This is a genomic window from Lactobacillus sp. W8174, assembly GCF_016100975.1.
GTDB classification, from domain to species: domain Bacteria; phylum Bacillota; class Bacilli; order Lactobacillales; family Lactobacillaceae; genus Lactobacillus; species Lactobacillus juensis.
The window spans coordinates 1-21231 of the sequence record NZ_JACFRN010000007.1; the positions used below are offsets into that span (position 1 = coordinate 1).

Here is a 21231-nt window from a genome sequence, read left to right on the forward strand (position 1 = left end):
AGCTCAGTTGGTAGAGCGCTTGACTGTTAATCAAGATGTCGTCAGTTCGAGTCTGACAGCCGGAGCGAGCAAAGAGAAGAGGACCTGAAGGTCCTCTTTTTTTCTATTCATTAACCATAAAAGGCTAGTTTTAATATATTAGAAAAATGTTAGGCAATAGTTAGAGAAAGTGACACAGAGCCTGTTTCACGGTACAATATTAGCGGATACATTTTATCTAAAGGAGGAAATCTCATGGTAGGAATTGTTTTAGCCAGCCATGGTGGATTTGCCGATGGAATTGCGCAGTCTGCGCAAATGCTGTTTGGCGAACAAGACAATTTTGCTCATGTCATTTTAAAGCCTGATGAAGGGCCAGATGATATAAGGGGCAAAATGGAAACAGCAATAACTTCATTTGAAAATCAGGATGAAGTACTGTTAATAGTTGATTTGTGGGGAGGTACGCCGTTTAATCAAGCTAATACTCTGCTTGAAAAGCATCCTAATTGGGCAGTTGTCACTGGTATGAATTTACCAATGGTTGTTGAAGCTCTAACTCAGAGGATGACAAACCCTGACATTACCGCTCATCAAATTGCAACAGCTGTTGTTGAGCCAGCAAAAGATGGTATTAAAACCAAGCCGGCAGAATTAATGCCAAAGGAAACTGCAGGTACAAAACCGCAGGCACAAACAGCATCTTCAGCTAAAAAGAAGACTATCCCGGAAGGCACTGTTGTTGGTGATGGTCACATTAAATTTGTTTTAGCTCGGATCGATTCACGATTATTACACGGCCAAGTGGCTACTGGTTGGATACCAACTATGCATCCAGACCGGGTTATCGTAGTTTCAGACAATGTAGCTAAAGACGAAATGCGTAAAAGCATGATTCGTGAAGCTGCACCTGCAGGTGTTAAAGCGCACACTGTACCGTTGAACAAGTTAGTTGAGATAGCTAAGGATCCCCGTTTTGGTAACACGCACGCCTTACTACTTTTTGAAAATCCAGAAGATGTTTTAAAAGTGATAAAAGCAGGTGTAGACATTAAAACAGTTAATGTTGGTTCAATGTCCTATAAAGTTGGAGATGTCAATGCTAACAATGTATTGTCTATGAATCAAGAAGATGTTGATACTTTCCACGAACTTGAAAAAATGGGAGTTAAGTACGATGTGCGGAAAGTTCCAACTGATAAAGAAGGCAATATGGAAGCTATTTTAAATAAAGCTCAAAGTTTGCTTGACGAGCAAAACAAGTAAGAGAATAGGAGTAAAAAATGAACGCTATTCAAATGATTTTAGTTGTCATAGTTGCCTTTCTTGCAGGTATGGAAGGCATCTTAGACCAATGGGAATTTCATCAACCATTGGTTGCTTGTACATTAATTGGCCTAGTAACCGGAAATCTGGTTTTAGGTGTTATCCTAGGTGGTTATTTACAAATGATAGCCTTGGGTTGGGCTAATATCGGTGCCGCTGTTGCGCCTGATGCTGCTTTAGCTTCTGTTGCGTCGGCTATTATTTTGGTTCAAAGTGGTCAAGGAACAAAGGGTATTGGGATGGCTACAGGTATTGCGATGCCTCTGGCCGTTGCTGGACTCTTTTTGACTATGATTGTGCGGACAATTTCTACTGGTATTGTGCACATTATGGACGCAGATGCTAAAAAAGGTAATTGGCGTAAAATTAATATGTGGCAATGGATTGACGTTTGTCTGCAAGGATTAAGAATTGCCATTCCAGCTGCATTGCTGTTAGCTATTCCAGCATCGACTGTTAAATATTGGCTAGGTTTAATGCCAGCATGGCTAAGTGATGGTATGTCAATCGGTGGTGCCATGGTTGTTGCCGTTGGTTACGCAATGGTGATCAACATGATGGCCAGCCGTGAAGTTTGGCCGTTCTTTGCTATCGGTTTTGCTTTAGCAGCTATTAAAGATTTAACTTTGATTGCTTTGGGTGCCATTGGTTTGGCAATGGCTCTGATGTATTTAGCATTAGAGTCAAAAGGTGGCAATAACAGCAGTTCAAATTCTGATGATGAAGGTACCGGCGATCCACTCGGCGATATCATAGATGACTATTAGAGTGATATTTAAGAGGAGGATTTTACAATGGCTGATAAAAAAATAAAATTAACTAAAACCGACCGCTTCAAAGTTATGTGGCACTCACAATTTTTGCAGGCTTCATGGAACTACGAAAGAATGCAGAATGGTGGATATGCATATTCACTTATTCCTGCTTTAAGAAAACTTTATCCTAAAAAAGATGATATGGCTGCTGCTTTGCAGAGACACCTAGTCTTTTTTAACGTTCACCCTTACTTAGTATCGCCAATTCTCGGTGTTACTTTAGCATTAGAAGAGGATAAGGCTAACGGAGCTAAAGTTGAAGATGAAGCTATTCAAGGTGTTAAGGTTGGAATGATGGGACCTTTAGCCGGTGTCGGTGATCCTGTATTCTGGTACACTGTACGGCCAATTGTTGGTGCTCTAGGTGCCTCAATGGCTATTCAAGGCAATATTTTAGGACCAATTTTGTTCTTCGTTATTTGGAACGTAATTAGATTGGCCTTTATGTGGTACACACAGGAATTTGGCTACAAGGCTGGTTCTGCGATTACTAATGATATGTCTGGTGGTCTATTGCAAAAGGTAACCCGTGGAGCTTCGATGATGGGTATGTTTGTTTTAGGCTCCCTGATTGAACGCTGGGTTAACATTAAGTTCACTCCGATTGTTTCAAAGACGCCTGTCCAAAAGGGTGGCTATATTGATTGGGGCTCACTTCCAGCCGGTGCTAAAGGTATTCAACAAGCTTTAATTGATCAGGCAAATGGCTTGTCTTTAACCAAGTTTAAAGTTACTACTTTGCAAAACAACTTGGATAGTTTAATCCCTGGTTTAGCTGGACTACTTTTGACTTTCCTGTGTATGTGGTTGTTAAAGAAGAAAGTTTCACCAATCGTAATTATTATTGCCATCTTCATTGTTGGTGTCGTTTTGCATGTTCTGCATGTGCTTTAATCTAAAATGGTTGAATCAAGTAACACCAAAGTTGATTTAACGACAAATGCGACTTGGTTTCGCTCGTTATCTACATACGGTAAAGTAATGGTCGGAGATAAGGCATTTGAATTCTATAATGACCGCAACATCTCTGATTATGTCCAGATTCCGTGGCCAGAAGTTACTTATGTGGTGGCGGATGTTTATTTCCATGGACGCTATATACCTCGTTTTGAAATTCGCACTCGTGCAAACGGAAAATTTATTTTTACAACACGTAATAATAAAAAAACTTTGCGTGCTATTCGTAAGTATGTCCCCGCCAATAGAATGCGGCAGGCACTGGGATTGTGGCAAAAAATCAAAAGAAGAATAATGCATAAATAAAAAGTTCCTAGACAAAAATAATTGTCTAGGAATTTTTTACTTAATTCTTGCTTTTAATACTTATTTCTCCGACAACACCTAATTCACCAGCAATTTCTGTTTCAAAGCTTGCATTGCTACGCCTTCTTTTCTTCGTGCCAAATTTTAGACAGGGTTGACAAAACTATAAAGATTAACAGTGCTGAAATCATGGAAATCCTGTTTTCAGGCAAAATCAGCAGTAATATGATCATCAAAATGAAAAAGATCAAGGTGATATAGTCCCAGAAAGGGAAACCAGGCATTTTAAAATCGGTAAGTTCTTGTGCAGGTGTCTTTTTCCGGTAGGCAATATGTGTTAAAAGCATCAAGCACCAGATAATTAAAAACATACTGGTGGAGGTTGAAGAAATAAAATTAAATGCCTCATTGCCGATGACAATGATAACAAAAGGTGCTAAGGCCATTAGGCAGGCTGATAGAGTTAAAGCATTCTGGGGCAATTGCCTTCTCAGATGACCAAACGTCTGGTTAAATTTGCCTTTACCGTTAAAAGTAACAGAAAATAGCAATCTGCCTGCACTGTATAAAATACTGTTAGTCGAGGAAACAGCAGCAGAAATAACCACAAAATTGATAATTGAGCCGGCATTGCGGATGCCAGTTGCCGCTAGGGTCTGCACAAACGGACTAGAATTAGTAGTCACTTTATTCCAGGGAATCACTACTAAAATAGCAATAATGGCCAGTACATAGAATAAAATGATACGCATTGGGACCTCATTAATAGCCTTTCTAATTGTTACTTTGGGGTTTTGCGCTTCGGCAGCAGTTAATCCGACTAATTCAACGCCAACAAAGCTAAAGATAACCATTTGAAAACCTGAAAAGAACCCGGTGCCGCCTTTAGCAAAAAAGCCACCATGTGTGGAAAGGTTAGCAAGAGTAACGGGTCCAAAAGAGGTCTTGCCACCAGTTATTAACAAGTAGGCCACTAAAATCACGAAGGCAATAACGGTCACAATTTTAATTATGGCAAAACTAAACTCCAGATTGCCAAAAAGACGGGCAGAAAGCAAATTGATAAATAGCAAAACAGCTATGGTTACTAAACCAGGTACCCACGTAGGCAAATGGGGAAACCAGTATTGAAAATATATTCCCAAGGCTGTCATTTCTGCCATACCCAAGGTAACCCAACTAATCCAGTAAAGATAGCCTGAGATGAATCCGGTGTTTTTACCCAAGTACTTTTCGATAAAGTCAATATAGGTATGCTTAGATAAGTCTGAAATTATGAGCTCACCTAAAGCTCGCATAAGTAGAAATAAGAAAATACCGACAATGGCATAAATTAAAATGACGCTAGGACCGGCTCGTCTAATGCTATTACCTACACCTAGAAATAAACCTGTACCAATTGTCCCACCCAGGGCAATCAATTGAATATGCGCGTTTGTCAAGGTTCGTTCGTAACCAGAACCGTTATTTTCTTCTTCTTCGCTCATTAAATCACTCCAAATACTTAAAAATTAGTTACATTATTAAATTATAGCATTATACAAAAGCGTATGTTTTTAACAAAATAAAATTTGGTCAAATTGTAAGTTTTGTTATGTTAAAAAGGGCTTTATTTAAAGACAAATTGTAGTATCATATATTTTATTAAAAATAAATTAAGGAGGAAGATTTAATGTTTACCATTGGCCAATTTACTGTAAATAACTTGGATATTAGTTTGGTATTACCGGAAGTCAGTCATGCGGAAACCTTATACGAAATTATTGTCCATGACCGTGATCAGCTGGCACATTTTTTACCTTGGGCAGGTAAGATTGCGAGTGTAAAAGATGAAGTTGATTTTATTAAGGCAATGCGAGTTGACACCGCTAATTATAAGAAACTGGTACTAGTTGTTCTTGTCAATGGCAAACCAGCAGGAATGGTTGACCTGCACAATATTAAGTTAAAAAATGAAAGCGGCGAAATTGGCTATTGGCTGGGGCAAAAATATCAGGGTAACGGAATAATGACCCATGCCGTTAAAAAGTTAGTAGACGTATCATTCAACCAGTTTGGATTACATAGTATTAAATTACTGGCAGATCATAATAATAAACCTAGTAGAGCTATTGCTGAAAGGCTGCATTTTGAATATGTGGCCAGGCTTAAAGATGAAGTTAAGTATCACGGTAAGTTCTGTGATATGGAGTTATATATCACATTTAATCCTAAAAACTAATCAAAAAAATTGCTGGTAAAATTTACCAGCAATTTTGTTATTTGTCTTCGTATCCTTGAGGATGAGTTTGATGCCATTTCCAAGCACTTGCCATTACATCTTCAGCGCTCTCGTGCTGTGGCTGCCAGCCTAAAATAGTTCTGGCTTTAGCTGAATCGGCAACTAAACTGTCAGGATCACCTGCACGGCGTGGTCCCATAGTATATGGAATTTCAATATTGGTAACTTTACGAGCCGCCTGTAAGATCTCTAAGTTGGAATAACCGTGAGCAGTTCCGAGGTTGAAAACATCGGATTTGCTGGTTTTAACTAAGTATTTTAGTGCCAGTACATGCGCGTCGATGAGATCTTCGATTTGAACGTAATCTCTGACATTAGTGCCATCTTTAGTGTCGTAGTCATTACCAAAAATAGTAAATTTACCATCGCCACTGACAGCACTTTTTAAAATATTAGGAATTAAATGCGTTTCCGGAGAGTGATCTTCTCCAATTGACCCATCACTTGCAGCACCAGCAACGTTGAAATAGCGCAGTGCAATTGATTTGATACCATCAGCTTTATCTGCCCAATGCATGATTTTTTCCATCATTACTTTGGTTTCGCCATAAGGACTGATCGGATTAAGCGGTGAATCTTCAGTAATTGGTAATTTTTTAGGGATGCCAAATGTTGCAGCGCTGGAAGAAAAGACCAGGTAATTGACACCGGCATCTTTCATGGCCTCTAATAAGGAAATCATGCCAGAAACATTATTATCATAATATTTGAGTGGCTTTTGCACAGATTCTGGTACTAAAGAATAAGCAGCAAAGTGCATAACTGCCTCAATTTTTTCTTTACGTAAAATTTGACTGACTAAAAACTTGTTTTCAATATCTCCTTGGTAAAACTTGGCTTTAGGATTAACTGCCTTTCTGTGTCCTGTATATAAAGCATCCAAAACAACAACATCATTATTTTGTTCAATTAATTTTTTAACAGCTACCGAGCCAATATAACCGGCACCGCCGATAACTAAAACACGCATAAATTCCTCCACTGGATTATTAATTCTGTATTCTGTCTAAATTTTAGCACATTCTGTTAGTATAAAAGACAATTTATTGACAGTAATATAAATTTGCAATAGAGTTACTTTTAGTAAGATAGTTAGAAAGAAGTATCAAAATGATTCATAATTCCACAATTAACCAGCAAATTAATCATCGCTCTATCAGAAAATTTAAAGATCAAACACTAAGTGCAGAACAATTAAATACTTTGTACACCGTTTTTCAACATACAGCGACCAGCATGTTTATGCAAAATGCGACAATGCTTCATATTACTGATGAAAGTAAAAGGGCAAAAATCAGAGAATTGTGCGGGCAAAAATATGTTGGTGCTGAAGGAGATTTGTTTATCTTTATAGTTGATTTATACCGCAACCAACAAATTCGCCGCCAGTTAGGTAAAGATGACGGACGTGTTCATACCACGGATATTTTCTTTCAGGGGATGGATGACACGTTACTTGCTTGGCAAAATGTGGCTAATGCTGTTGAAAGCATGGATCTAGGCTATGTGCCTCTAGGCACCATTAATGATCACCCGTTAAAAATGTTAGACGTATTAGACTTGCCTAAACTGACGTTTCCAGCGTTAGGGATGCAAGTGGGTATTCCCGACCAAGAGCCGCAATTGAAGCCGCGTTTGCCACTAGCATTTACTACTTTTGAAAATGAGTATCCGCGTGATTTTAAAGTGGCAGACTTGAAAGAATATGACCAAGTCGTTACCACTTACTATGACTTGCGGGATGCTAATAGACGTATTGATTCTTTTACCAAGCAAATAACTGGTGACAAGTTAAACAATAAGAGAATTGATCGTGACGAGTTGCCAGAATTGTTGCACAAACAAGAGCTTTGCCTAGATTGGAAATAAAATAAAAGTCGCGCATTCGATTGCACGACTTTTTTTGTTTTGGTATAATTTAAACGTTGTGAAAGTTGCTGATTTAGCTCAGTTGGTAGAGCGTTTCCCTCGTAAAGAAAAGGTCGCCAGTTCGATTCTGGCAATCAGCATTCAGAAGTTTATGTTAGATTAAATAACCTTGATATATCAGCGTTTTCTGTTGGTAAGTTAAGGTTATTTTTTGTTTATTAAAGATAATTATGCACACAATACGGAACACATTTTTATCTGTGTTCTTGATAAAAACTTTTAGGTAGGCACTATGGCTGATATAACGGTATTTATAACCCCTTTTTTGTGTGCCAATAGATATGCCTCAAACAGAGTATTGTTTTTCCTTAGCAAAAACAACACATTTAAATTAAGCTATAATACTACTCACATTTTTATTTTGCATTGTATTTTGCAATGCAAATAGTAAAATATAATTGCTGAAGAAGTGGATATATTCTTGATTATTATTTCATATGCTTAAATGCGTTTTCGCATGCTGAAATAATTAATTCAGAAGACTAGAGATAAAATCTAACAGATTTATTTTCCATTTCTTTAAGATTTTGTCTCATCATAACTGACAGTTTAAATACCATAGTGTATGTAATGACAAAAGGCGTGGTTTATATTAGTTGCAATACAGTTTTATAGTTAAACTGTATTGCAAAGTGTAAAGTGAAAAGGGTTGAAGATAATTTGAATAAAAAAATAAAGATGTTAATTGGGTTACTAATATGTAGCAGTTTGCTTGGGGCATGTAGTGTAAATCATAAATCTAACTCTAATGAAAGTTCTGTAAAAACTGTTCAAGTTAACAAAAAAGTAAAGTCAAAAAATACAATTCAAAAAAATAGTAATAGCAATGCTCCTCATAAAGTTGAGGCAGTTAGCAACAAGATAAGCCATAAGATGAATTTAGCTCAAATTAGAAAAGGCAATTATTCTAGCATTGCTGGTGAATGGAAAGAAGTTGCGTTTGCAAATAATCGGTATGACGGCAAAGGAATTACTTGGAGAAATATGAATAAAGTATATATTCAGAATCTAAGAGTTACTAAAAATAAGATGTTTTTGGGTAAATACGAACTTGTTCGAGGTAAAAGATTGTCAGACGCTAATGATGTCAAAAAGTTTAAGCGAAAACTAAAGTTTACTGTTCCTTCAAAGGCCAATAGAACGAAATATCCTCCGCTTACTGCATCTTCTGAAGGTGCGATTACGTGGAGTTTGGAATTTTACCCGCGGAATATTCCTATTGTGAGTCAAGTACATGGTCGATTTACAAAGGCTGTTGATACTAGAAAAGAGCGGATAACAATTTTCTGTAGCAATATGGGTGATAACTTTATATTTCAAAGAGACAAGTGATTTATTAGAGGTGTGTAATGAAACTTAAAGACTATTCTGGAATTAATAAAATAACTTTAGAAGATTTTTTATCTCTAAATGAGGAACAGGCAGTAAGATTCGATTTTTTAACTCAAGGAGAAGAAGCGGATCGAACAGAATTAACAAATAGCATTTATCATAAGCTTTTTCCTTGGTTTGATGAAAAAATGCATGCGGGTGATACGATAAATACCTATCGAATAGCAGTAAAAAAGTATTATGGTAAGTATTATCGCTTTTTAGACCGAAGGACACAGTTAGAAATTATTGGTATTATAAAAAATTGTACACCGCATAATGATGACCAGATTTTTGAGTTTGAAGAAACTGATAAAAAGGGTAAACCATATTATCAACTCTGTAATAATTATCAACTAGGAAATTTCTTTATCTTGCCAGTTCAAGGTGGAATTAATCCTAAGAGGGCTCAAGAGCCGTACAATGATTACTTTGATAAATTTCTAATTGTACTGAATGAACTTTATGATAGTAATTTTAAGAATGATTTTAAGAGTACTGATAAGTTGAAGAAAGCTATAGTATTTCAAAAAGATTATTTTAAAAAATTTACTAATACTGTTGATTTCATTGATGAAAACTACCTATGGAATTTTGCAGCGAGAGATGCAGAGAGTAAATTTTCACTACAAGAATTATCAAATAAATCAACTTTTGAAGACTACCTATTAGCAATTACAGATATTATCAAACAAAGAGGCAAAGAACTTTACGGTGCATTACATGTGAATGACAATCAGAATACAATCTCTTAAATAAAAAAATTACAGCTTAAGTGTCAAAAAGATAGCAGTATGCAGGAAAATGGCCAGTATATATGGATTGTGTTACCGTCTCTCAACAGAATTATAAATATAGTCTTTAAAGTAAATAAAGACTAAAATAAAACAAAAACAGCGTTGAGACTCACGATGTGAATGCTGCAATACGCTGCTTTTTTGTGTATAATCTGGTAATCGACTAGGTATAGTACTCCCTTGGTCAATTATAAAGCTGCAAATTAACATTATATTTTATAATACAAAAAGCATTGCAAAATATAATGCAAAATGTAAAATGGAACTATAGGAAATTTAGTTACTTCTTTTTAGGTGTGTCTTCTAGATTGCTAAGAGCATATTCACATGCTTGAATCACAAAACTAGAAAAAGTAACATCTTTTCCTTCAATTGCTGTTTCTATCTGCTTAATAAGACTTAGCGGGAAGCGAATAGTCTTATTTTCAGTTTCTTTTCGATTTGATCTAATTTGAAATGCCAATTTGTTTACCTCCTGTTGGAATCATTGTAAGGAGTAATCTATTATAAATATGCATTGCAAATAGCAAGACAAGATAATGAAAGATAGTCAGCGGAAGTGAATAAGTAAGTATTACTAAAAACACAATATACTTTTGCAATAGAGCTTAAATATACTAAATACATTTTTAGAGTAGGAGCTTTTATTGCCTAGTTTGTTCAATAGTAAGATTTGGAAATGTTAAAGGAGAAAGTTAATGAGTTACAGTGATTTAGAAAATTGTGCAAGAGAGGTTATGTCAAGACCGGAATTTTTAACTGACCATGAAGTATATATGTATATGAAACCGCAAAATGGAAACCAGAGAACTCAAAAATACATTAATGTTTATAATGTCAGTGCTCAAAGTGATGATTCAATTGTTTTATATGATAAAAATGGTGCAAAGATAGTTGAAATTTTTCCAGATGAAACTACTACGTTGAATGGTGTACCTGCAATAAATTATGGGGTTGATGAAAAAAATGGTAGGACAGCAGACTGCTACTTGACCACTGCATGTGTTGATTATTTTGGTAAACCGGATGACTGTTATGAATTAGAAACGTTAAGAAGTTTTAGAGATGGTTTTATGCAGACTTCAACTGAAATGAAGGAAGCTGCTAAAAAATATTATGTAATTGCACCAAAGATTGTAGCAAAAATAAATTCTTTGCCTAATAAAGCTTCTGTTTATCAGAAAATGTATACGGACTTAGTACAAAAGTGTATTAACCTGATTAATAAAGGCAAAAATAAAGAAGCTTATGAAACTTATAAAGATTATTCAGAAGCATTAGAAGAGAAATATTTGTAAATTATATTGTTCTTTGATGATAAATTTGGCTGGTTAAATAAAAAATGAAAAGCAAGCACAAAATACTTAAACTATTAGTTTCTATTTAGTAATAGGAATTTTTGGTGGTATTACTGAAACTAATCCAATCAATGCTATGAATCCACAAACCGTTAAAGCTAAAGAAAAAGAGAAGTATGTTCTTACTTTTTATCCAGACTATCAAATTAATTACGGACCATTTAGAAATGGGTCGCCAGATTCAAATGATTATAAATACATAAAATTCCTAGTATCCGGTTTAAAACGTCGAGGCTATAAATTTAATTCAAATCTTTCTGAAGGAAAATGGCATAAACATAACAGTAAGTTAGATAAAAAAGAAACAAAGAAATTAGCTTTTAAGATTAAAAAAACTCAGGTTGCTAATATAACTGAAAAAGAAAAATTGGTTGGAAAAAGACTGAAAACAATACCTAAAAAACTTCGTGGACAATGGTTTAGTCCTCAAAATCTTCAGTGGACAATTAATAAAAAGCGAATGAATCGCACTGAACATGTATATAAACAAGAAAAAAAAGATATTTATGTTGTACCGACTAGTAGTAATAGCGGCTATAGGTTTTGGGTAAAAAGTATTAAATATAAAAGCAGAAAGTACCGAGTTTTAGTCTATCAAAAATATAAATTTGTTCCTCAAGCAACAAATAATGCGCTTGTATATGAATTATATTCTAAAAACTGTTATTTAAGTGAAGAAGCAGCAAAATCTAGAAACCTTATATGGAAAAACATCAAATATCCAAATATTAACATGGTGTTTTCAACCTGGTTTCAAGGTAATCGACATAAACTAAGACTAAGTTATAAAGATGCGATTAGAATTTCAGAAGGATGGATAATCTCGTATTAAATTTTTATTTTAGAGGGTTGAATGATGAAGTCATGTAATAGAAAAATCTTTTTAGTGTTGCTTAGTGTCATAACAATTGGAGTAGTAGAATTTGGGGTAGTGGATAATTCATTTACACCAATAGTCCAAGTCGAGGCAAAGAGTAAATCAAAGAAAAAAGTAAGAGTTAAGCATCATAAGAAAAAACGTAAAGAAAAAGTTTATTCCTTGGCAACAATTAAATTACCAGCAGGCTATACTTATGATCGGTTGACCAATGCATATGAAAATAAACCAAGTAAAGAATTTATCCAAGCTTGCATGTTAGGAGTTAAACAGAATGAGTTTAAACATTCTGAAAGTGCTAGTGATGATAAAACCAAAATTGATCCTACTAAGATGACTAGGAAGCAAAGTGATGAAATTACTTCTTATACTTTGAGATTAATTAATGAAGCACGAAGTTATTTAAATTTAAAACCATGGATTAAAAGTGAAGGTACCCAAAGAATTGCGGATGATATTGCTCAGGAATATACTAAAAATAAAAAGTCAGTTTTTGATCCTGGCGATCATTATATTGAGGGAATAGTTCGCGCTGCTAAGAAGAATGGTTTAAATATAGATAACAATTACATTGAAGATCTGACTGGATTCGAAAGCACTAAAAAAATGACAATTTCTGAGCTTAAGTCAGAGATTTATGATGGCTTAATTGAAATGATATTTGGTTATGATGGCGGAGATTATTCAAAGAAAAGTTGTTATACTGAATGGCTTCATGCTGGAAATTTGTTGAGCAATGCTGGTCACGAAATAAATGAACATGATGAATACTCTTATTTTGGTCTTAGTATTAGTCGTAGAGGAGATGAATATTCTGTTCATTATATTGGAATATCGTCATTTTTTGTGACGGGAGAAGGAGCAAGAGAAGCTATTGGTTCATTTAAGCCATAAAGAATATTTTTTGAGAAAATCATTTGATTCAAAAGAGTTATTTTTCATAAATAAAAAATTTATCGGTATGCCAATTAGATGAGACGATTAGTAAGTTTTTAAAACAAAGGAAACATTTTTATATAAAAAGTTCATCTCCTAGTTATAGGCAAATAGCCAATATTCGAAAGAATAATTTAAATTAATTAGCCTTGATTTATCAACGTTTTACGAAGGTAAATCAAGGCTGATTTTTGTTATTAAATAATTGCAGAAATAGTTGGACTAACTAGGGATTAACAGACTTTTGCTGGTTGTTAATCCGTTGCAATTTTATGATATATAAAATTATGATAGTGCTTTTGCTTATACTTTAAAGCTAGTTTCTTTGATTTATAAGAATGATCGGAAACATAAAAACCCGAAGATAAAGTTAAAATTTCATGGCCATTTATTTTTGAAACATTATAATGAACATTAGTTCCAAGGACTTGATTCCAGCCTCTATATACAACATAATACCTATTTTTTTCTTTGACAGGTTTTACATAATTAAGAAAAAGCCATGAAATTCTATTATGCCTATATCCCTTACTCTTAGGGTTAAGACTATGTTTTTTATAGACATGAAGGGAATTTGTCACTTTTCCATCTTTATATCGATAAATCATCTTATTTTTAGTAATAACTGTTTTTGTTAATGAATTGTCATCACTTGAACATGAATACCAAGTACCACGCATTTTCTTAGGAAAGGTTTTAGGGCTAACATGTAAATTTTTAAATTCATCAATATCTTTTTTGCTTGCGGCTTTTACTGTTTGTATAGAATACGAGCTTTGAAAATTTATAGTTACAATAGCTCCAGCTAAAGTACCTATAGTTAAAACACAAGTTAACCATTTAAGTTTGGGCTTAACTTTTATTGAATTTCGTTTTATTTGATTGATATTCATTTATTCTACCTCCGTTAATTTATAGCTTGCGTACAACATTTGATACAAGTTTATTTCTAATTTTAATATTAAGCAATATAAGCATTAAAAAATCTTACTGACACTTGTTTCAAGCCTGACAGTAATGATATATTGAGGGAAGTATGGTTTAATTTTTAAAATTATCAATTATTTTGAGAAAGAATAAATGCATCATGAACATCCCATTAACTACTAAATTCATCAAAATTGCTGTTGCCACTTTAGCACTTATTACTACTAGCGCAACCGTTGCACCAACCACTATTACTAATTTAACTACTATTTCAGCTAAAGCTAAGAAACATCACAAAAAAGTCAAGAAAACTAAAAAGAAGACTTACGTCATTGCTAAATACTACGATGAATTTAAACCCGGTTACAGCTACACTTACAACAAAAAGAAAGGTGTTTTCATTGGTCATAAAAAGAAGAAACACCATGCTTCAACCACTGATTCCGATGAGCCAAGAGTTGAAAAAGCCACTAGCACTTATGATGTACCTAAAGTAAAAGAATTTACTAAAGATATTTTAAATAAATACCACATTTATGATGAACGTTGGGCAAAAACTACATTAACATTCAATGACAGCAAATTAACTAACGAACAACAACAAATAGTTGAAAATGCCATTAAACAAATTAATGATTTAGGTATTGTCACCATAAAGAAAACTAACAAAGACGCAAGTATTAATTATGTTACAACTATAAACTACAATACTAATAGACTTGCTGAAACTAGAATTGAGTCAAGCGATGATTACAAAGGCTTAAGTCTAATTGAAAATACCACAGTATCTATTTTTATAAACAAATTTACAAATAAACATAATTTTAATTTAGTATTTAACACTGTTATTCTTCATGAAACAGGCCACGCTCTAGGTCTTAATCATACAGATCAAGATAAATATGAAATTATGTCACAAACAACATACGAAGATAAAATTAAAACCACTGACAATATTCACACAACAATTGACCAAGATTACATCAACGGTTTAGCTATTCTTTACCAAAACTAATCCCTGTTGACAACATATCGACCATATCAGTAATCATTACTGATATGGTTTTTTATGTTGCTAACTAACAACAACTACAATTTAGAAAGGAAAAATTATCATGAAATTCACTAAAAAGTTAAAAGCAACAATCATTACCCTTTTAGCCTTAATCACAATGACACCAACTGCTTCCGTTATTCAATACCAAAGCAAAAATCGTTATTGCTCACAAAAAACCACAGTTTAAAAAATTTAATAAATAATATATTATAGAATTAAAATGATCATTATTTTTAATAACATAGAAAGAAAAAATTATGATTAAAATTTTATCAAAATTAGTAAAGTCAGCTGTAACTTTGCTTTCATTAATAACTTTAACCAAAACAACTATACCAATCGTAGCCACTCCTACAACTATTCAAGCAAAGAAAGCCAAAAAGAAACACTATGTAACTGCCAAAAACAAACACCAATTTAAATTTGGCTACGCTTATACTTACAACAAAAAAAACATTGCTACATCGGACACAAAATGTCTAAAATAGAACGTCAACAATTTAACATGCCAAAAGAACAAAAAATTCAAAAGGCTAAATCAAATTATGACGTTCCTAAAATTAGCAAGTTTACCGATAACGTATTAAATAAATACAATCTATTAGATCAACGTTGGGCAAAGCTAACTATTAAATATAATGATGATAATTTATCAAGCAAACAACAAAAAATTGTTGAAGATGCTATCAATCAAATAAACAACTTAAATATTGTTAAATTAATCAGAACAAACAAAGCCAATGCCAAATTAACTTTTGCATTAAAAGACAAAAACAATGGTCGTGACCTTTTAGGTAATGCTTATACAGAAGATACTGGTCAACCATATCACGGTTTATTCATTTCTAAAACAAGTAAAATAACATTCTTTACAAATGAATTAAATAAGCCAACAGTAACTAATTACGCATTAACCTTAAATAACTTAACTATACATGAAATTGGACATGCACTAGGACTAGATCATAACTTAGAAGATAAATCTGCTATAATGTATCCAACACTATACATTAAAAATATCAAAACTATTGACTCAACCCATACAGCTATTGACCAAGATTACATTAATCGTTTAGCGCTTTTATACCAAAACTAATCACTGTTGACAACATATCGATCATATCAGTAATTATTGCTGGTATGGTTTTTTATGTTGCTAACTTTAACTACAAACACGTAGAAAGAAAATTAATTATTATAAAAACTATTAACATAAAAAGATATAAAAATTCCGAGAATCATGGCACTATTTCTCCTTATTAATAGGAGGTTGATTTAAATGAAAAAAGAAATTAGATCAAGTAAATGGGCTTTTCTTTTATATAAAGATAGTGCTCCAAAAGACTATTTTAATAAATTGGAAGGGTTACATATACCATTTATTTTAAATCCTTGGCATGATAAGGATATTAATTCCAAAACAGGTGAAATTAAAAAAGTTCATAAGCATGGGGCGTTTCACTTTGACTATTTAAAACCTATTCGCAAGTATCTGAAATGGTAAAAGGTGTTTTAAATGGTCCAGCACATGTTGAGGTAATAATGTCGCCTAAGGGCATGTACGATTATTTTACTCATGCAGATAACCCTGATAAAACACCATATGATGTTAACGACATTGAAAGTGGCGCAGGATTTGATTTGGAAAAATTTTTAATTGATCAGGATCCAGAAGATTTTGTTTTTGGGCTAATTTTAAATAATTCAAAGCCTTTCAAATAAGTCATAATATGACAGCATTTGAACGACTTTTATTTCTTACTTATATGAATAAATATAGCTAATTAGATAAAAGCTTTATGATAATCTAGAAATGTTTTGCGTATATAAAGTTAGAATAAAAACTGTTTCAATTATTAAATTTTACCTACATAAATGACATGTACACAAAGAACATGTATAATTTTAATAGATATAGGAATTAAGAATGATATGTAATTTTGCAGATAAAGAGACTGAGAAGATATATGATGGGAACTTTTCCAAAAAATTGCCAGAGTCAATACAACGAATAGCTTTACGCAAATTGATGATGATAGATGCAGCTAATAATTTAAATGATTTAAGAGTGCCACCTGCTAATCATCTTGAACGCTTGAGTGGTAATAGAGCCGGACAGTATAGTATTAGAATTAATAAAGAATAGCGAATCTGCTTTTTTGTTAAGAAGCAAAGTATTTTTACAAATGTAGAAATTGTTAATTATCACTAATTAGGAGTTTAATAAAATGACTAAAATTTCAGCACCCACAATTGGAGAAATATTAAAGGAAGAATTTATGAAACCACTACAAATTTCAGCATATAAGCTAGCAAAATTAATAGGTGTGCCAACTTCAAGAATTCAAAATATATTGCACGACAGAATTGGAATAACAGTAGATACTTCTATTAGATTAGGAAGGATATTTGGAATGAGTGACAAATATTTTCTGAATTTGCAGGAAGATATAGATTTTCGTAATGCTAAGGCAAAAAAAGGTAAAGAGTACGATCAAATTAAAAAGTATCAATCTGCTTAATCAAGAAAACGATTTTTAATATTTTTTCGTAAAAAGATTCATCAATACATATAGATATGCTTAAAAGTAAAAGATCATTCATGACTTGATTGAAGTTAATGAATGGTCTTTTTCTGGTTCCATAATTTATCCTGTTGATGACTTATCCTTGTGCTAAGCTGTTAACAGTTTAGACGAGATAACTGAAAGTAACAGGTGAAATTACAATGTCTTTCCATGTTATGCCAAAAGAAGGTTTTCTAGATTAAGATCACTTACATTAAAAAAATTAGTTGATTAAAAAGAAAGTTGGAGTGAGTTAGTGATGTTACTCCCAAATTTAGGACACATCCTCCATTTCTACTAAATTTCTTAAAAAAATTAGCATTGCTACGAACGTATGTACTATAATTTGCTTATATAATTTTGTAACTTGATAGGATAGCTGGCATTTATGCAACAAAAACAAACTTTTTCAGATAAAGTTTTTCAATTTGATCAGGAATTAGGTAATGTAAAAATTAATTTACCTGAACCATATAAAATAATTAATCCTTATAGTGGCAGAAATAAAAAACAAGTTTTACAAATGATCCAAATTTTCTATCACAAATATTTCAATGACAATAACAAGCGGCGCTTAATATTAGGCAGTTCACCTGCAAGAAGAGGTTCTGCAATAACAGGAGTTCCTTTTGAAGATGCTTCCAATCTCCAAAAAGAAACAGGAATCTCAATAGCAAATTTTCATGTTAATAATGCAGCTTCTAATTTTTTAAATGAAGTCATAGATAAATACGGTGGAAGGCTCAAGTTTTATCATGATTTTTATCTCAATTTTGTTTGTCCCTTGGGTATTTGCAAGACCAATTCCAAGGGTAACCAAGTAAATTGCAATTATTATGAAAACAAGAGAGTTGAAGAAATGCTAACTTCTTTTATAATTTCTGCGCTTAAAGCGCAAATTAACTTCGGAATTGATACTTCTATTTGTTACTGCATAGGCAGTAGTCAAAATTATCAAGAACTGAGCAAAATTAATAAAAAGTGGCGCTTTTTTCAAAAAATAGTTACACTTGAGCATCCGCGTTTTATTACACAATATCATCCTGAAGAAAAAGAGAAATATTTGCATAAATACTTGGGTGCTTTGATGTGTAAATAATAAGTGTTAGTTTAAAAAATAAGTGAGGTCAGCAATTTATGTCAGATGTAATTCTTAAAAAAGCAAGAAAAATTTATCAAATGTACCAAAATGGCGATTTAGGTGATACTACTTTACCTGAAGATAGCAACCCCAACTTAGATCCAAGTTCCAATGAAAATGCGCTTTATTTCACGCTGCCAATGGCCTTAAACTATCAGAGAAATTCCTATACTTTGTGGGAAAGTGCCTTGAAGACGTATGAAGATCCCGAAATTAGTTTCGTTTTTCTACCGGCAAAAGTTATTACTGCTGGGTATGATCCAGTACAAAAAGCTTTGACTAAGTATCGGCTTGCTTTGCAAAAGAACAAGCAAACAGATATTTGGCTTAAATTATGTCAGACGTTTACAGAGCTTTCTGATGGTAGTGTTATTAAATTCGCTAACAACTTGGATAATGATGTGAATAAAATAAGGCATTTCATGCAGAAAGATGCCAAGAAAAAGTTTCCATACTTGTCTGGCAATAAGCTTTGCAATTACTGGCTGTATGTTCTCAGTAAATACACTGCAATTCCCTTAAAAAACACTAATAATATTTATATTGCTGCAGACAGGCATGTAATCAGAGCAAGTTACAAATTAGGCTTGATAACTAAAGAACAAATGGAAAGCACTAAGGTGCAAGCCTATGTGATTAGTGCTTGGAAAAAAGAACTGCAGGGCACTGAATTTCTGCCAACCGACTTGCAAAATCCATTGTGGTTGTGGAGCCGGAATGATTTTAAAGATTTGTATTCTTTCAATTGAGAGTGAAACTAGGTACGAAATAATTGGCTTTATGTCTTTTCTTATTGAAAATAAATGCATAAAAGATATAAAATTAGTTATGGTTAAAGAAATAGTTTTTTATGAAGGAAAGAAAAAATGAAAGTTAATCATAATATCAAAAAATTCACCAGTAAGTTGCTAGTTAGTTCTGCAATTGCAGGCATTTTGGGTGGAGTTGCTATTAATGTGATTCCTGAGAAGACAGATCTTGTCCAAAATGTTCAAGCCAAAAAGAAGAAACGCGCAAAATCAAAGAAGAAGGTTAAGAAGTCGGTAACTAGCCATAAAACTGCTAATGTTAATAAAAAGATTAATATTAGTAAATACTCTCAAGACAATGATTGTATCTTGAAGTTCGATCCTAGCACTAAAACATTGCATATTAAAGAAGGAGAAAATAGCGATGTACTAGGGAGTACCTCAATTTATGATACGGTTTATAATGCGGGTAAACATATTTCTAAAAGAAATATATTTAAACCAACTGATATTGAACATATAAGTATTGATAGCGATATAGCATTATCAGATTATTCTTCATATTTATTTGCCAGATTGTATAATTTACAGGACATTACTGGTCTTGATAAGGTAGACACAGGAACTGTTAGAGATATCAGTTATATGTTTTTCAAAGATAAAAAATTGACCCGGCTTGACCTAAGTAGCTGGGATGTGAGTTCAGTATACTCCTCAAATAATATGTTTTCTGGAGATACATCTTTGAATGAAATTAATCTGACAGGCTGGGGAGATAATATATCTGACAATGCATTTGATGGCCTGGATACCACAAAAGTAAAAATTATTGGTTTTGATGATGAAGATGACGATTAAATCACAGATAAAGTTGATATAATAATATAAAATCTTTTTAAACAAAAACCTTTCAAAACAATTTTTAACGAATTTGTATTTGAAAGGTTTTATTTTGCAATTAAGTTTATATAGATTAAAGACACTCAGGCATAGTAGTCAATGATTGCTTTCAATATTTTTGCAGCGTCAGGGTTGCCCGTGCCTTCTTCATAATATTTGCTAAAACGTAGGTCACACACATACATTTGGGCGAGATTCTTGTGGGCCTCTGCCGAATATTGGCCTTTAGGCCAAATTGTCAGTAAATATTCTTTATGTAGGTCAAAAAGATGTTTGCCAGCAGCTTGTTTGATATCAGCAGTCTTATTAAAGTTCTTTAATTCAGTCAAAATTTCAGCGGACAATTTTTTGAAATGTGCTAATTCATCTGCAGATAAAGAACTCAACTTTTCATTACTAAGATCTATTTGAGCGTCACCATATTTTTTCCTAATTTCCCTACCGTATTGTTTTTCATTTTTGCTAATCATTTCTTTTTTTAATGTGGCAAATTTTTCCGTGTCGGTCATTTGTGTTTCTCCCTTCATTGTTGCAAGTGTCTTGTCTAAATTCCTAATCAAATCATCTAGATATTGCTCTTGCGCAACTAGTTTGCTCCGCTGACTTCGTAAAACTTGATATTGAGTTTCCGTTGAAGTCTGCATTACCTGTTTTATTTGTTCCAGTGGCAAGTCAAATAGCTTTAAAAATAGAATTTTTTGCAATTGATCAACTTCGCTTTCCTCATAATAGCGATAATTATTTTCGGGATTCCTGCGCGCTTTTAAAAGTCCCTGTTTATCGTAATAGCGTAAAGTTCGTGTTGAAATGCCAGCTAGTTTTGCTAGTTCATTGATAGAATACGACATGTTTAAAATCTCCTCACTTGCAAAATTTAGTATATTGGTTGACGTAGCGTCAAGGTCAAGCACGGAAAATGATTTTTGAGAATAAAAAAGCCAGTAACTCAATCAAGATT

Annotated in this window: 24 protein-coding genes, 2 tRNA genes and 2 pseudogenes; 23 read left to right on the top strand and 5 right to left on the bottom strand. The window is 33.2% G+C overall.

Annotation, left to right across the window (positions count from 1 at the left end; genetic code table 11):
- The 5 genes from H3U49_RS09135 to H3U49_RS09155 all read left to right on the top strand — a co-directional run bounded on the left by H3U49_RS09135 (position 1) and on the right by H3U49_RS09155 (position 3383).
- Positions 1–58 (top strand) — tRNA-Asn (locus H3U49_RS09135).
- Positions 59–234: 176 nt separating this feature from the next.
- Positions 235–1245 (top strand): PTS sugar transporter subunit IIB, encoded by a 1011-nt coding sequence (locus tag H3U49_RS09140; RefSeq protein WP_046331630.1) that lies wholly within the window; start codon positions 235–237, stop codon positions 1243–1245.
- Positions 1246–1262: 17 nt separating this feature from the next.
- Positions 1263–2072 carry a PTS mannose/fructose/sorbose transporter subunit IIC gene (locus H3U49_RS09145; RefSeq protein WP_187161169.1) on the top strand — a complete coding sequence of 270 codons (810 nt, stop codon included), beginning with the start codon at positions 1263–1265 and terminating at the stop codon, positions 2070–2072.
- Between the two features lie 27 nt (positions 2073–2099).
- Positions 2100–3014 (top strand): PTS system mannose/fructose/sorbose family transporter subunit IID, encoded by a 915-nt coding sequence (locus H3U49_RS09150; RefSeq protein ID WP_198181079.1) that lies wholly within the window; start codon positions 2100–2102, stop codon positions 3012–3014.
- 6 nt (positions 3015–3020) lie between these two features.
- Positions 3021–3383 carry a DUF956 family protein gene (locus H3U49_RS09155; RefSeq protein ID WP_046331633.1) on the top strand — a complete coding sequence of 121 codons (363 nt, stop codon included), beginning with the start codon at positions 3021–3023 and terminating at the stop codon, positions 3381–3383.
- A 116-nt stretch (positions 3384–3499) separates the two neighbouring features.
- On the opposite strand, the gene H3U49_RS09160 is transcribed toward H3U49_RS09155, so the two are convergent.
- On the bottom strand, positions 3500–4870 hold the full coding sequence (locus H3U49_RS09160) for an amino acid permease (RefSeq protein ID WP_198181080.1): 1371 nt from the start codon (positions 4868–4870) through the stop codon (positions 3500–3502).
- A gap of 185 nt (positions 4871–5055) precedes the next feature.
- Between H3U49_RS09160 and H3U49_RS09165 the strand changes: the two genes are divergently transcribed.
- Positions 5056–5604 (top strand): GNAT family N-acetyltransferase, encoded by a 549-nt coding sequence (locus tag H3U49_RS09165; protein ID WP_198181081.1) that lies wholly within the window; start codon positions 5056–5058, stop codon positions 5602–5604.
- Between the two features lie 37 nt (positions 5605–5641).
- Here the strand turns inward: H3U49_RS09165 and galE are convergent, their stop codons facing one another.
- Positions 5642–6634 (bottom strand): UDP-glucose 4-epimerase GalE, encoded by a 993-nt coding sequence (galE, locus tag H3U49_RS09170; RefSeq protein WP_198181082.1) that lies wholly within the window; start codon positions 6632–6634, stop codon positions 5642–5644.
- Positions 6635–6774: 140 nt separating this feature from the next.
- Between galE and H3U49_RS09175 the strand changes: the two genes are divergently transcribed.
- The 4 genes from H3U49_RS09175 to H3U49_RS09190 all read left to right on the top strand — a co-directional run bounded on the left by H3U49_RS09175 (position 6775) and on the right by H3U49_RS09190 (position 9719).
- Entirely contained in the window at positions 6775–7533 is a 759-nt protein-coding gene (locus tag H3U49_RS09175; protein WP_198181083.1) for an NADPH-dependent oxidoreductase, read from the top strand.
- Positions 7534–7600: 67 nt separating this feature from the next.
- Positions 7601–7673, top strand: a tRNA-Thr gene (locus H3U49_RS09180).
- A 793-nt stretch (positions 7674–8466) separates the two neighbouring features.
- Positions 8467–8925 carry a DUF6287 domain-containing protein gene (locus H3U49_RS09185; RefSeq protein ID WP_198181084.1) on the top strand — a complete coding sequence of 153 codons (459 nt, stop codon included), beginning with the start codon at positions 8467–8469 and terminating at the stop codon, positions 8923–8925.
- Between the two features lie 17 nt (positions 8926–8942).
- Positions 8943–9719 (top strand): hypothetical protein, encoded by a 777-nt coding sequence (locus tag H3U49_RS09190; RefSeq protein WP_198181085.1) that lies wholly within the window; start codon positions 8943–8945, stop codon positions 9717–9719.
- 322 nt (positions 9720–10041) lie between these two features.
- Here the strand turns inward: H3U49_RS09190 and H3U49_RS09195 are convergent, their stop codons facing one another.
- Complete coding sequence (locus H3U49_RS09195) at positions 10042–10224, bottom strand: YlcI/YnfO family protein (protein ID WP_122051972.1); 183 nt, start codon at positions 10222–10224, stop codon at positions 10042–10044.
- Between the two features lie 235 nt (positions 10225–10459).
- Between H3U49_RS09195 and H3U49_RS09200 the strand changes: the two genes are divergently transcribed.
- The 3 genes from H3U49_RS09200 to H3U49_RS09210 all read left to right on the top strand — a co-directional run bounded on the left by H3U49_RS09200 (position 10460) and on the right by H3U49_RS09210 (position 12890).
- Positions 10460–11059, top strand: a complete 600-nt coding sequence (locus H3U49_RS09200; protein ID WP_198181086.1) for a CFI-box-CTERM domain-containing protein — start codon at positions 10460–10462, stop codon at positions 11057–11059.
- Positions 11060–11195: 136 nt separating this feature from the next.
- On the top strand, positions 11196–11951 hold the full coding sequence (locus H3U49_RS09205; RefSeq protein WP_198181087.1) for a hypothetical protein: 756 nt from the start codon (positions 11196–11198) through the stop codon (positions 11949–11951).
- Positions 11952–11972: 21 nt separating this feature from the next.
- Positions 11973–12890 (top strand): SEC10/PgrA surface exclusion domain-containing protein, encoded by a 918-nt coding sequence (locus H3U49_RS09210; RefSeq protein WP_198181088.1) that lies wholly within the window; start codon positions 11973–11975, stop codon positions 12888–12890.
- Between the two features lie 296 nt (positions 12891–13186).
- Here H3U49_RS09210 and H3U49_RS09215 read toward each other — a convergent pair whose 3' ends face one another.
- Complete coding sequence (locus H3U49_RS09215) at positions 13187–13825, bottom strand: hypothetical protein (RefSeq protein WP_198181089.1); 639 nt, start codon at positions 13823–13825, stop codon at positions 13187–13189.
- 194 nt (positions 13826–14019) lie between these two features.
- Here H3U49_RS09215 and H3U49_RS09220 point away from each other — a divergent pair, with 194 nt between their 5' ends.
- From H3U49_RS09220 to H3U49_RS09260, 10 genes and pseudogenes are all read left to right on the top strand, one after another.
- A complete protein-coding gene (locus H3U49_RS09220) occupies positions 14020–14874 on the top strand; it encodes a matrixin family metalloprotease (RefSeq protein WP_198181090.1) in 855 nt (284 codons plus the stop codon).
- 100 nt (positions 14875–14974) lie between these two features.
- Positions 14975–15103, top strand: a complete 129-nt coding sequence (locus H3U49_RS09955; protein ID WP_255528839.1) for a hypothetical protein — start codon at positions 14975–14977, stop codon at positions 15101–15103.
- Positions 15104–15173: 70 nt separating this feature from the next.
- Positions 15174–15404, top strand: coding sequence for a hypothetical protein (locus tag H3U49_RS09225; protein ID WP_198181091.1), 231 nt, complete (start codon positions 15174–15176; stop codon positions 15402–15404).
- Positions 15392–16012, top strand: coding sequence for a matrixin family metalloprotease (locus H3U49_RS09230; RefSeq protein WP_198181092.1), 621 nt, complete (start codon positions 15392–15394; stop codon positions 16010–16012). The genes H3U49_RS09225 and H3U49_RS09230 overlap by 13 nt, the downstream gene beginning before the upstream one ends.
- 183 nt (positions 16013–16195) lie before the next feature.
- A pseudogene (locus tag H3U49_RS09235) lies at positions 16196–16611 on the top strand (replication protein); the annotation flags it as partial.
- Between the two features lie 232 nt (positions 16612–16843).
- Positions 16844–17128: pseudogene (locus H3U49_RS09240) on the top strand (type II toxin-antitoxin system RelE/ParE family toxin).
- 16 nt (positions 17129–17144) lie between these two features.
- Positions 17145–17438, top strand: a complete 294-nt coding sequence (locus H3U49_RS09245; RefSeq protein WP_198181093.1) for a HigA family addiction module antitoxin — start codon at positions 17145–17147, stop codon at positions 17436–17438.
- 433 nt (positions 17439–17871) lie between these two features.
- The gene (locus H3U49_RS09250) at positions 17872–18582 is read left to right on the top strand and encodes a uracil-DNA glycosylase family protein (protein ID WP_198181094.1); all 711 of its coding nucleotides are present in this window, start codon (positions 17872–17874) and stop codon (positions 18580–18582) included.
- 38 nt (positions 18583–18620) lie between these two features.
- Complete coding sequence (locus tag H3U49_RS09255; RefSeq protein WP_198181095.1) at positions 18621–19373, top strand: hypothetical protein; 753 nt, start codon at positions 18621–18623, stop codon at positions 19371–19373.
- 117 nt (positions 19374–19490) lie between these two features.
- Positions 19491–20231 (top strand): BspA family leucine-rich repeat surface protein, encoded by a 741-nt coding sequence (locus tag H3U49_RS09260; RefSeq protein WP_198181096.1) that lies wholly within the window; start codon positions 19491–19493, stop codon positions 20229–20231.
- A gap of 125 nt (positions 20232–20356) precedes the next feature.
- On the opposite strand, the gene H3U49_RS09265 is transcribed toward H3U49_RS09260, so the two are convergent.
- Positions 20357–21121, bottom strand: coding sequence for a MerR family transcriptional regulator (locus tag H3U49_RS09265; RefSeq protein WP_198181097.1), 765 nt, complete (start codon positions 21119–21121; stop codon positions 20357–20359).
- Positions 21122–21231 lie beyond the last annotated feature (110 nt).

Bases quoted from the DNA above. Each gene is read 5' to 3' on its own strand.
- H3U49_RS09140 (WP_046331630.1), top strand. From the start codon at position 235: ATGGTAGGAATTGTTTTAGCCAGCCATGGTGGATTTGCCGATGGAATT.
- H3U49_RS09145 (WP_187161169.1), top strand. From the start codon at position 1,263: ATGAACGCTATTCAAATGATTTTAGTTGTCATAGTTGCCTTTCTTGCA.
- H3U49_RS09150 (WP_198181079.1), top strand. From the start codon at position 2,100: ATGGCTGATAAAAAAATAAAATTAACTAAAACCGACCGCTTCAAAGTT.
- H3U49_RS09155 (WP_046331633.1), top strand. From the start codon at position 3,021: ATGGTTGAATCAAGTAACACCAAAGTTGATTTAACGACAAATGCGACT.
- H3U49_RS09160 (WP_198181080.1), bottom strand. From the start codon at position 4,870: ATGAGCGAAGAAGAAGAAAATAACGGTTCTGGTTACGAACGAACCTTG.
- H3U49_RS09165 (WP_198181081.1), top strand. From the start codon at position 5,056: ATGTTTACCATTGGCCAATTTACTGTAAATAACTTGGATATTAGTTTG.
- galE (WP_198181082.1), bottom strand. From the start codon at position 6,634: ATGCGTGTTTTAGTTATCGGCGGTGCCGGTTATATTGGCTCGGTAGCT.
- H3U49_RS09175 (WP_198181083.1), top strand. From the start codon at position 6,775: ATGATTCATAATTCCACAATTAACCAGCAAATTAATCATCGCTCTATC.
- H3U49_RS09185 (WP_198181084.1), top strand. From the start codon at position 8,467: ATGAATTTAGCTCAAATTAGAAAAGGCAATTATTCTAGCATTGCTGGT.
- H3U49_RS09190 (WP_198181085.1), top strand. From the start codon at position 8,943: ATGAAACTTAAAGACTATTCTGGAATTAATAAAATAACTTTAGAAGAT.
- H3U49_RS09200 (WP_198181086.1), top strand. From the start codon at position 10,460: ATGAGTTACAGTGATTTAGAAAATTGTGCAAGAGAGGTTATGTCAAGA.
- H3U49_RS09205 (WP_198181087.1), top strand. From the start codon at position 11,196: ATGAATCCACAAACCGTTAAAGCTAAAGAAAAAGAGAAGTATGTTCTT.
- H3U49_RS09210 (WP_198181088.1), top strand. From the start codon at position 11,973: ATGATGAAGTCATGTAATAGAAAAATCTTTTTAGTGTTGCTTAGTGTC.
- H3U49_RS09215 (WP_198181089.1), bottom strand. From the start codon at position 13,825: ATGAATATCAATCAAATAAAACGAAATTCAATAAAAGTTAAGCCCAAA.
- H3U49_RS09220 (WP_198181090.1), top strand. From the start codon at position 14,020: ATGAACATCCCATTAACTACTAAATTCATCAAAATTGCTGTTGCCACT.
- H3U49_RS09955 (WP_255528839.1), top strand. From the start codon at position 14,975: ATGAAATTCACTAAAAAGTTAAAAGCAACAATCATTACCCTTTTAGCC.
- H3U49_RS09225 (WP_198181091.1), top strand. From the start codon at position 15,174: ATGATTAAAATTTTATCAAAATTAGTAAAGTCAGCTGTAACTTTGCTT.
- H3U49_RS09230 (WP_198181092.1), top strand. From the start codon at position 15,392: ATGTCTAAAATAGAACGTCAACAATTTAACATGCCAAAAGAACAAAAA.
- H3U49_RS09245 (WP_198181093.1), top strand. From the start codon at position 17,145: ATGACTAAAATTTCAGCACCCACAATTGGAGAAATATTAAAGGAAGAA.
- H3U49_RS09250 (WP_198181094.1), top strand. From the start codon at position 17,872: ATGCAACAAAAACAAACTTTTTCAGATAAAGTTTTTCAATTTGATCAG.
- H3U49_RS09255 (WP_198181095.1), top strand. From the start codon at position 18,621: ATGTCAGATGTAATTCTTAAAAAAGCAAGAAAAATTTATCAAATGTAC.
- H3U49_RS09260 (WP_198181096.1), top strand. From the start codon at position 19,491: ATGAAAGTTAATCATAATATCAAAAAATTCACCAGTAAGTTGCTAGTT.
- H3U49_RS09265 (WP_198181097.1), bottom strand. From the start codon at position 21,121: ATGTCGTATTCTATCAATGAACTAGCAAAACTAGCTGGCATTTCAACA.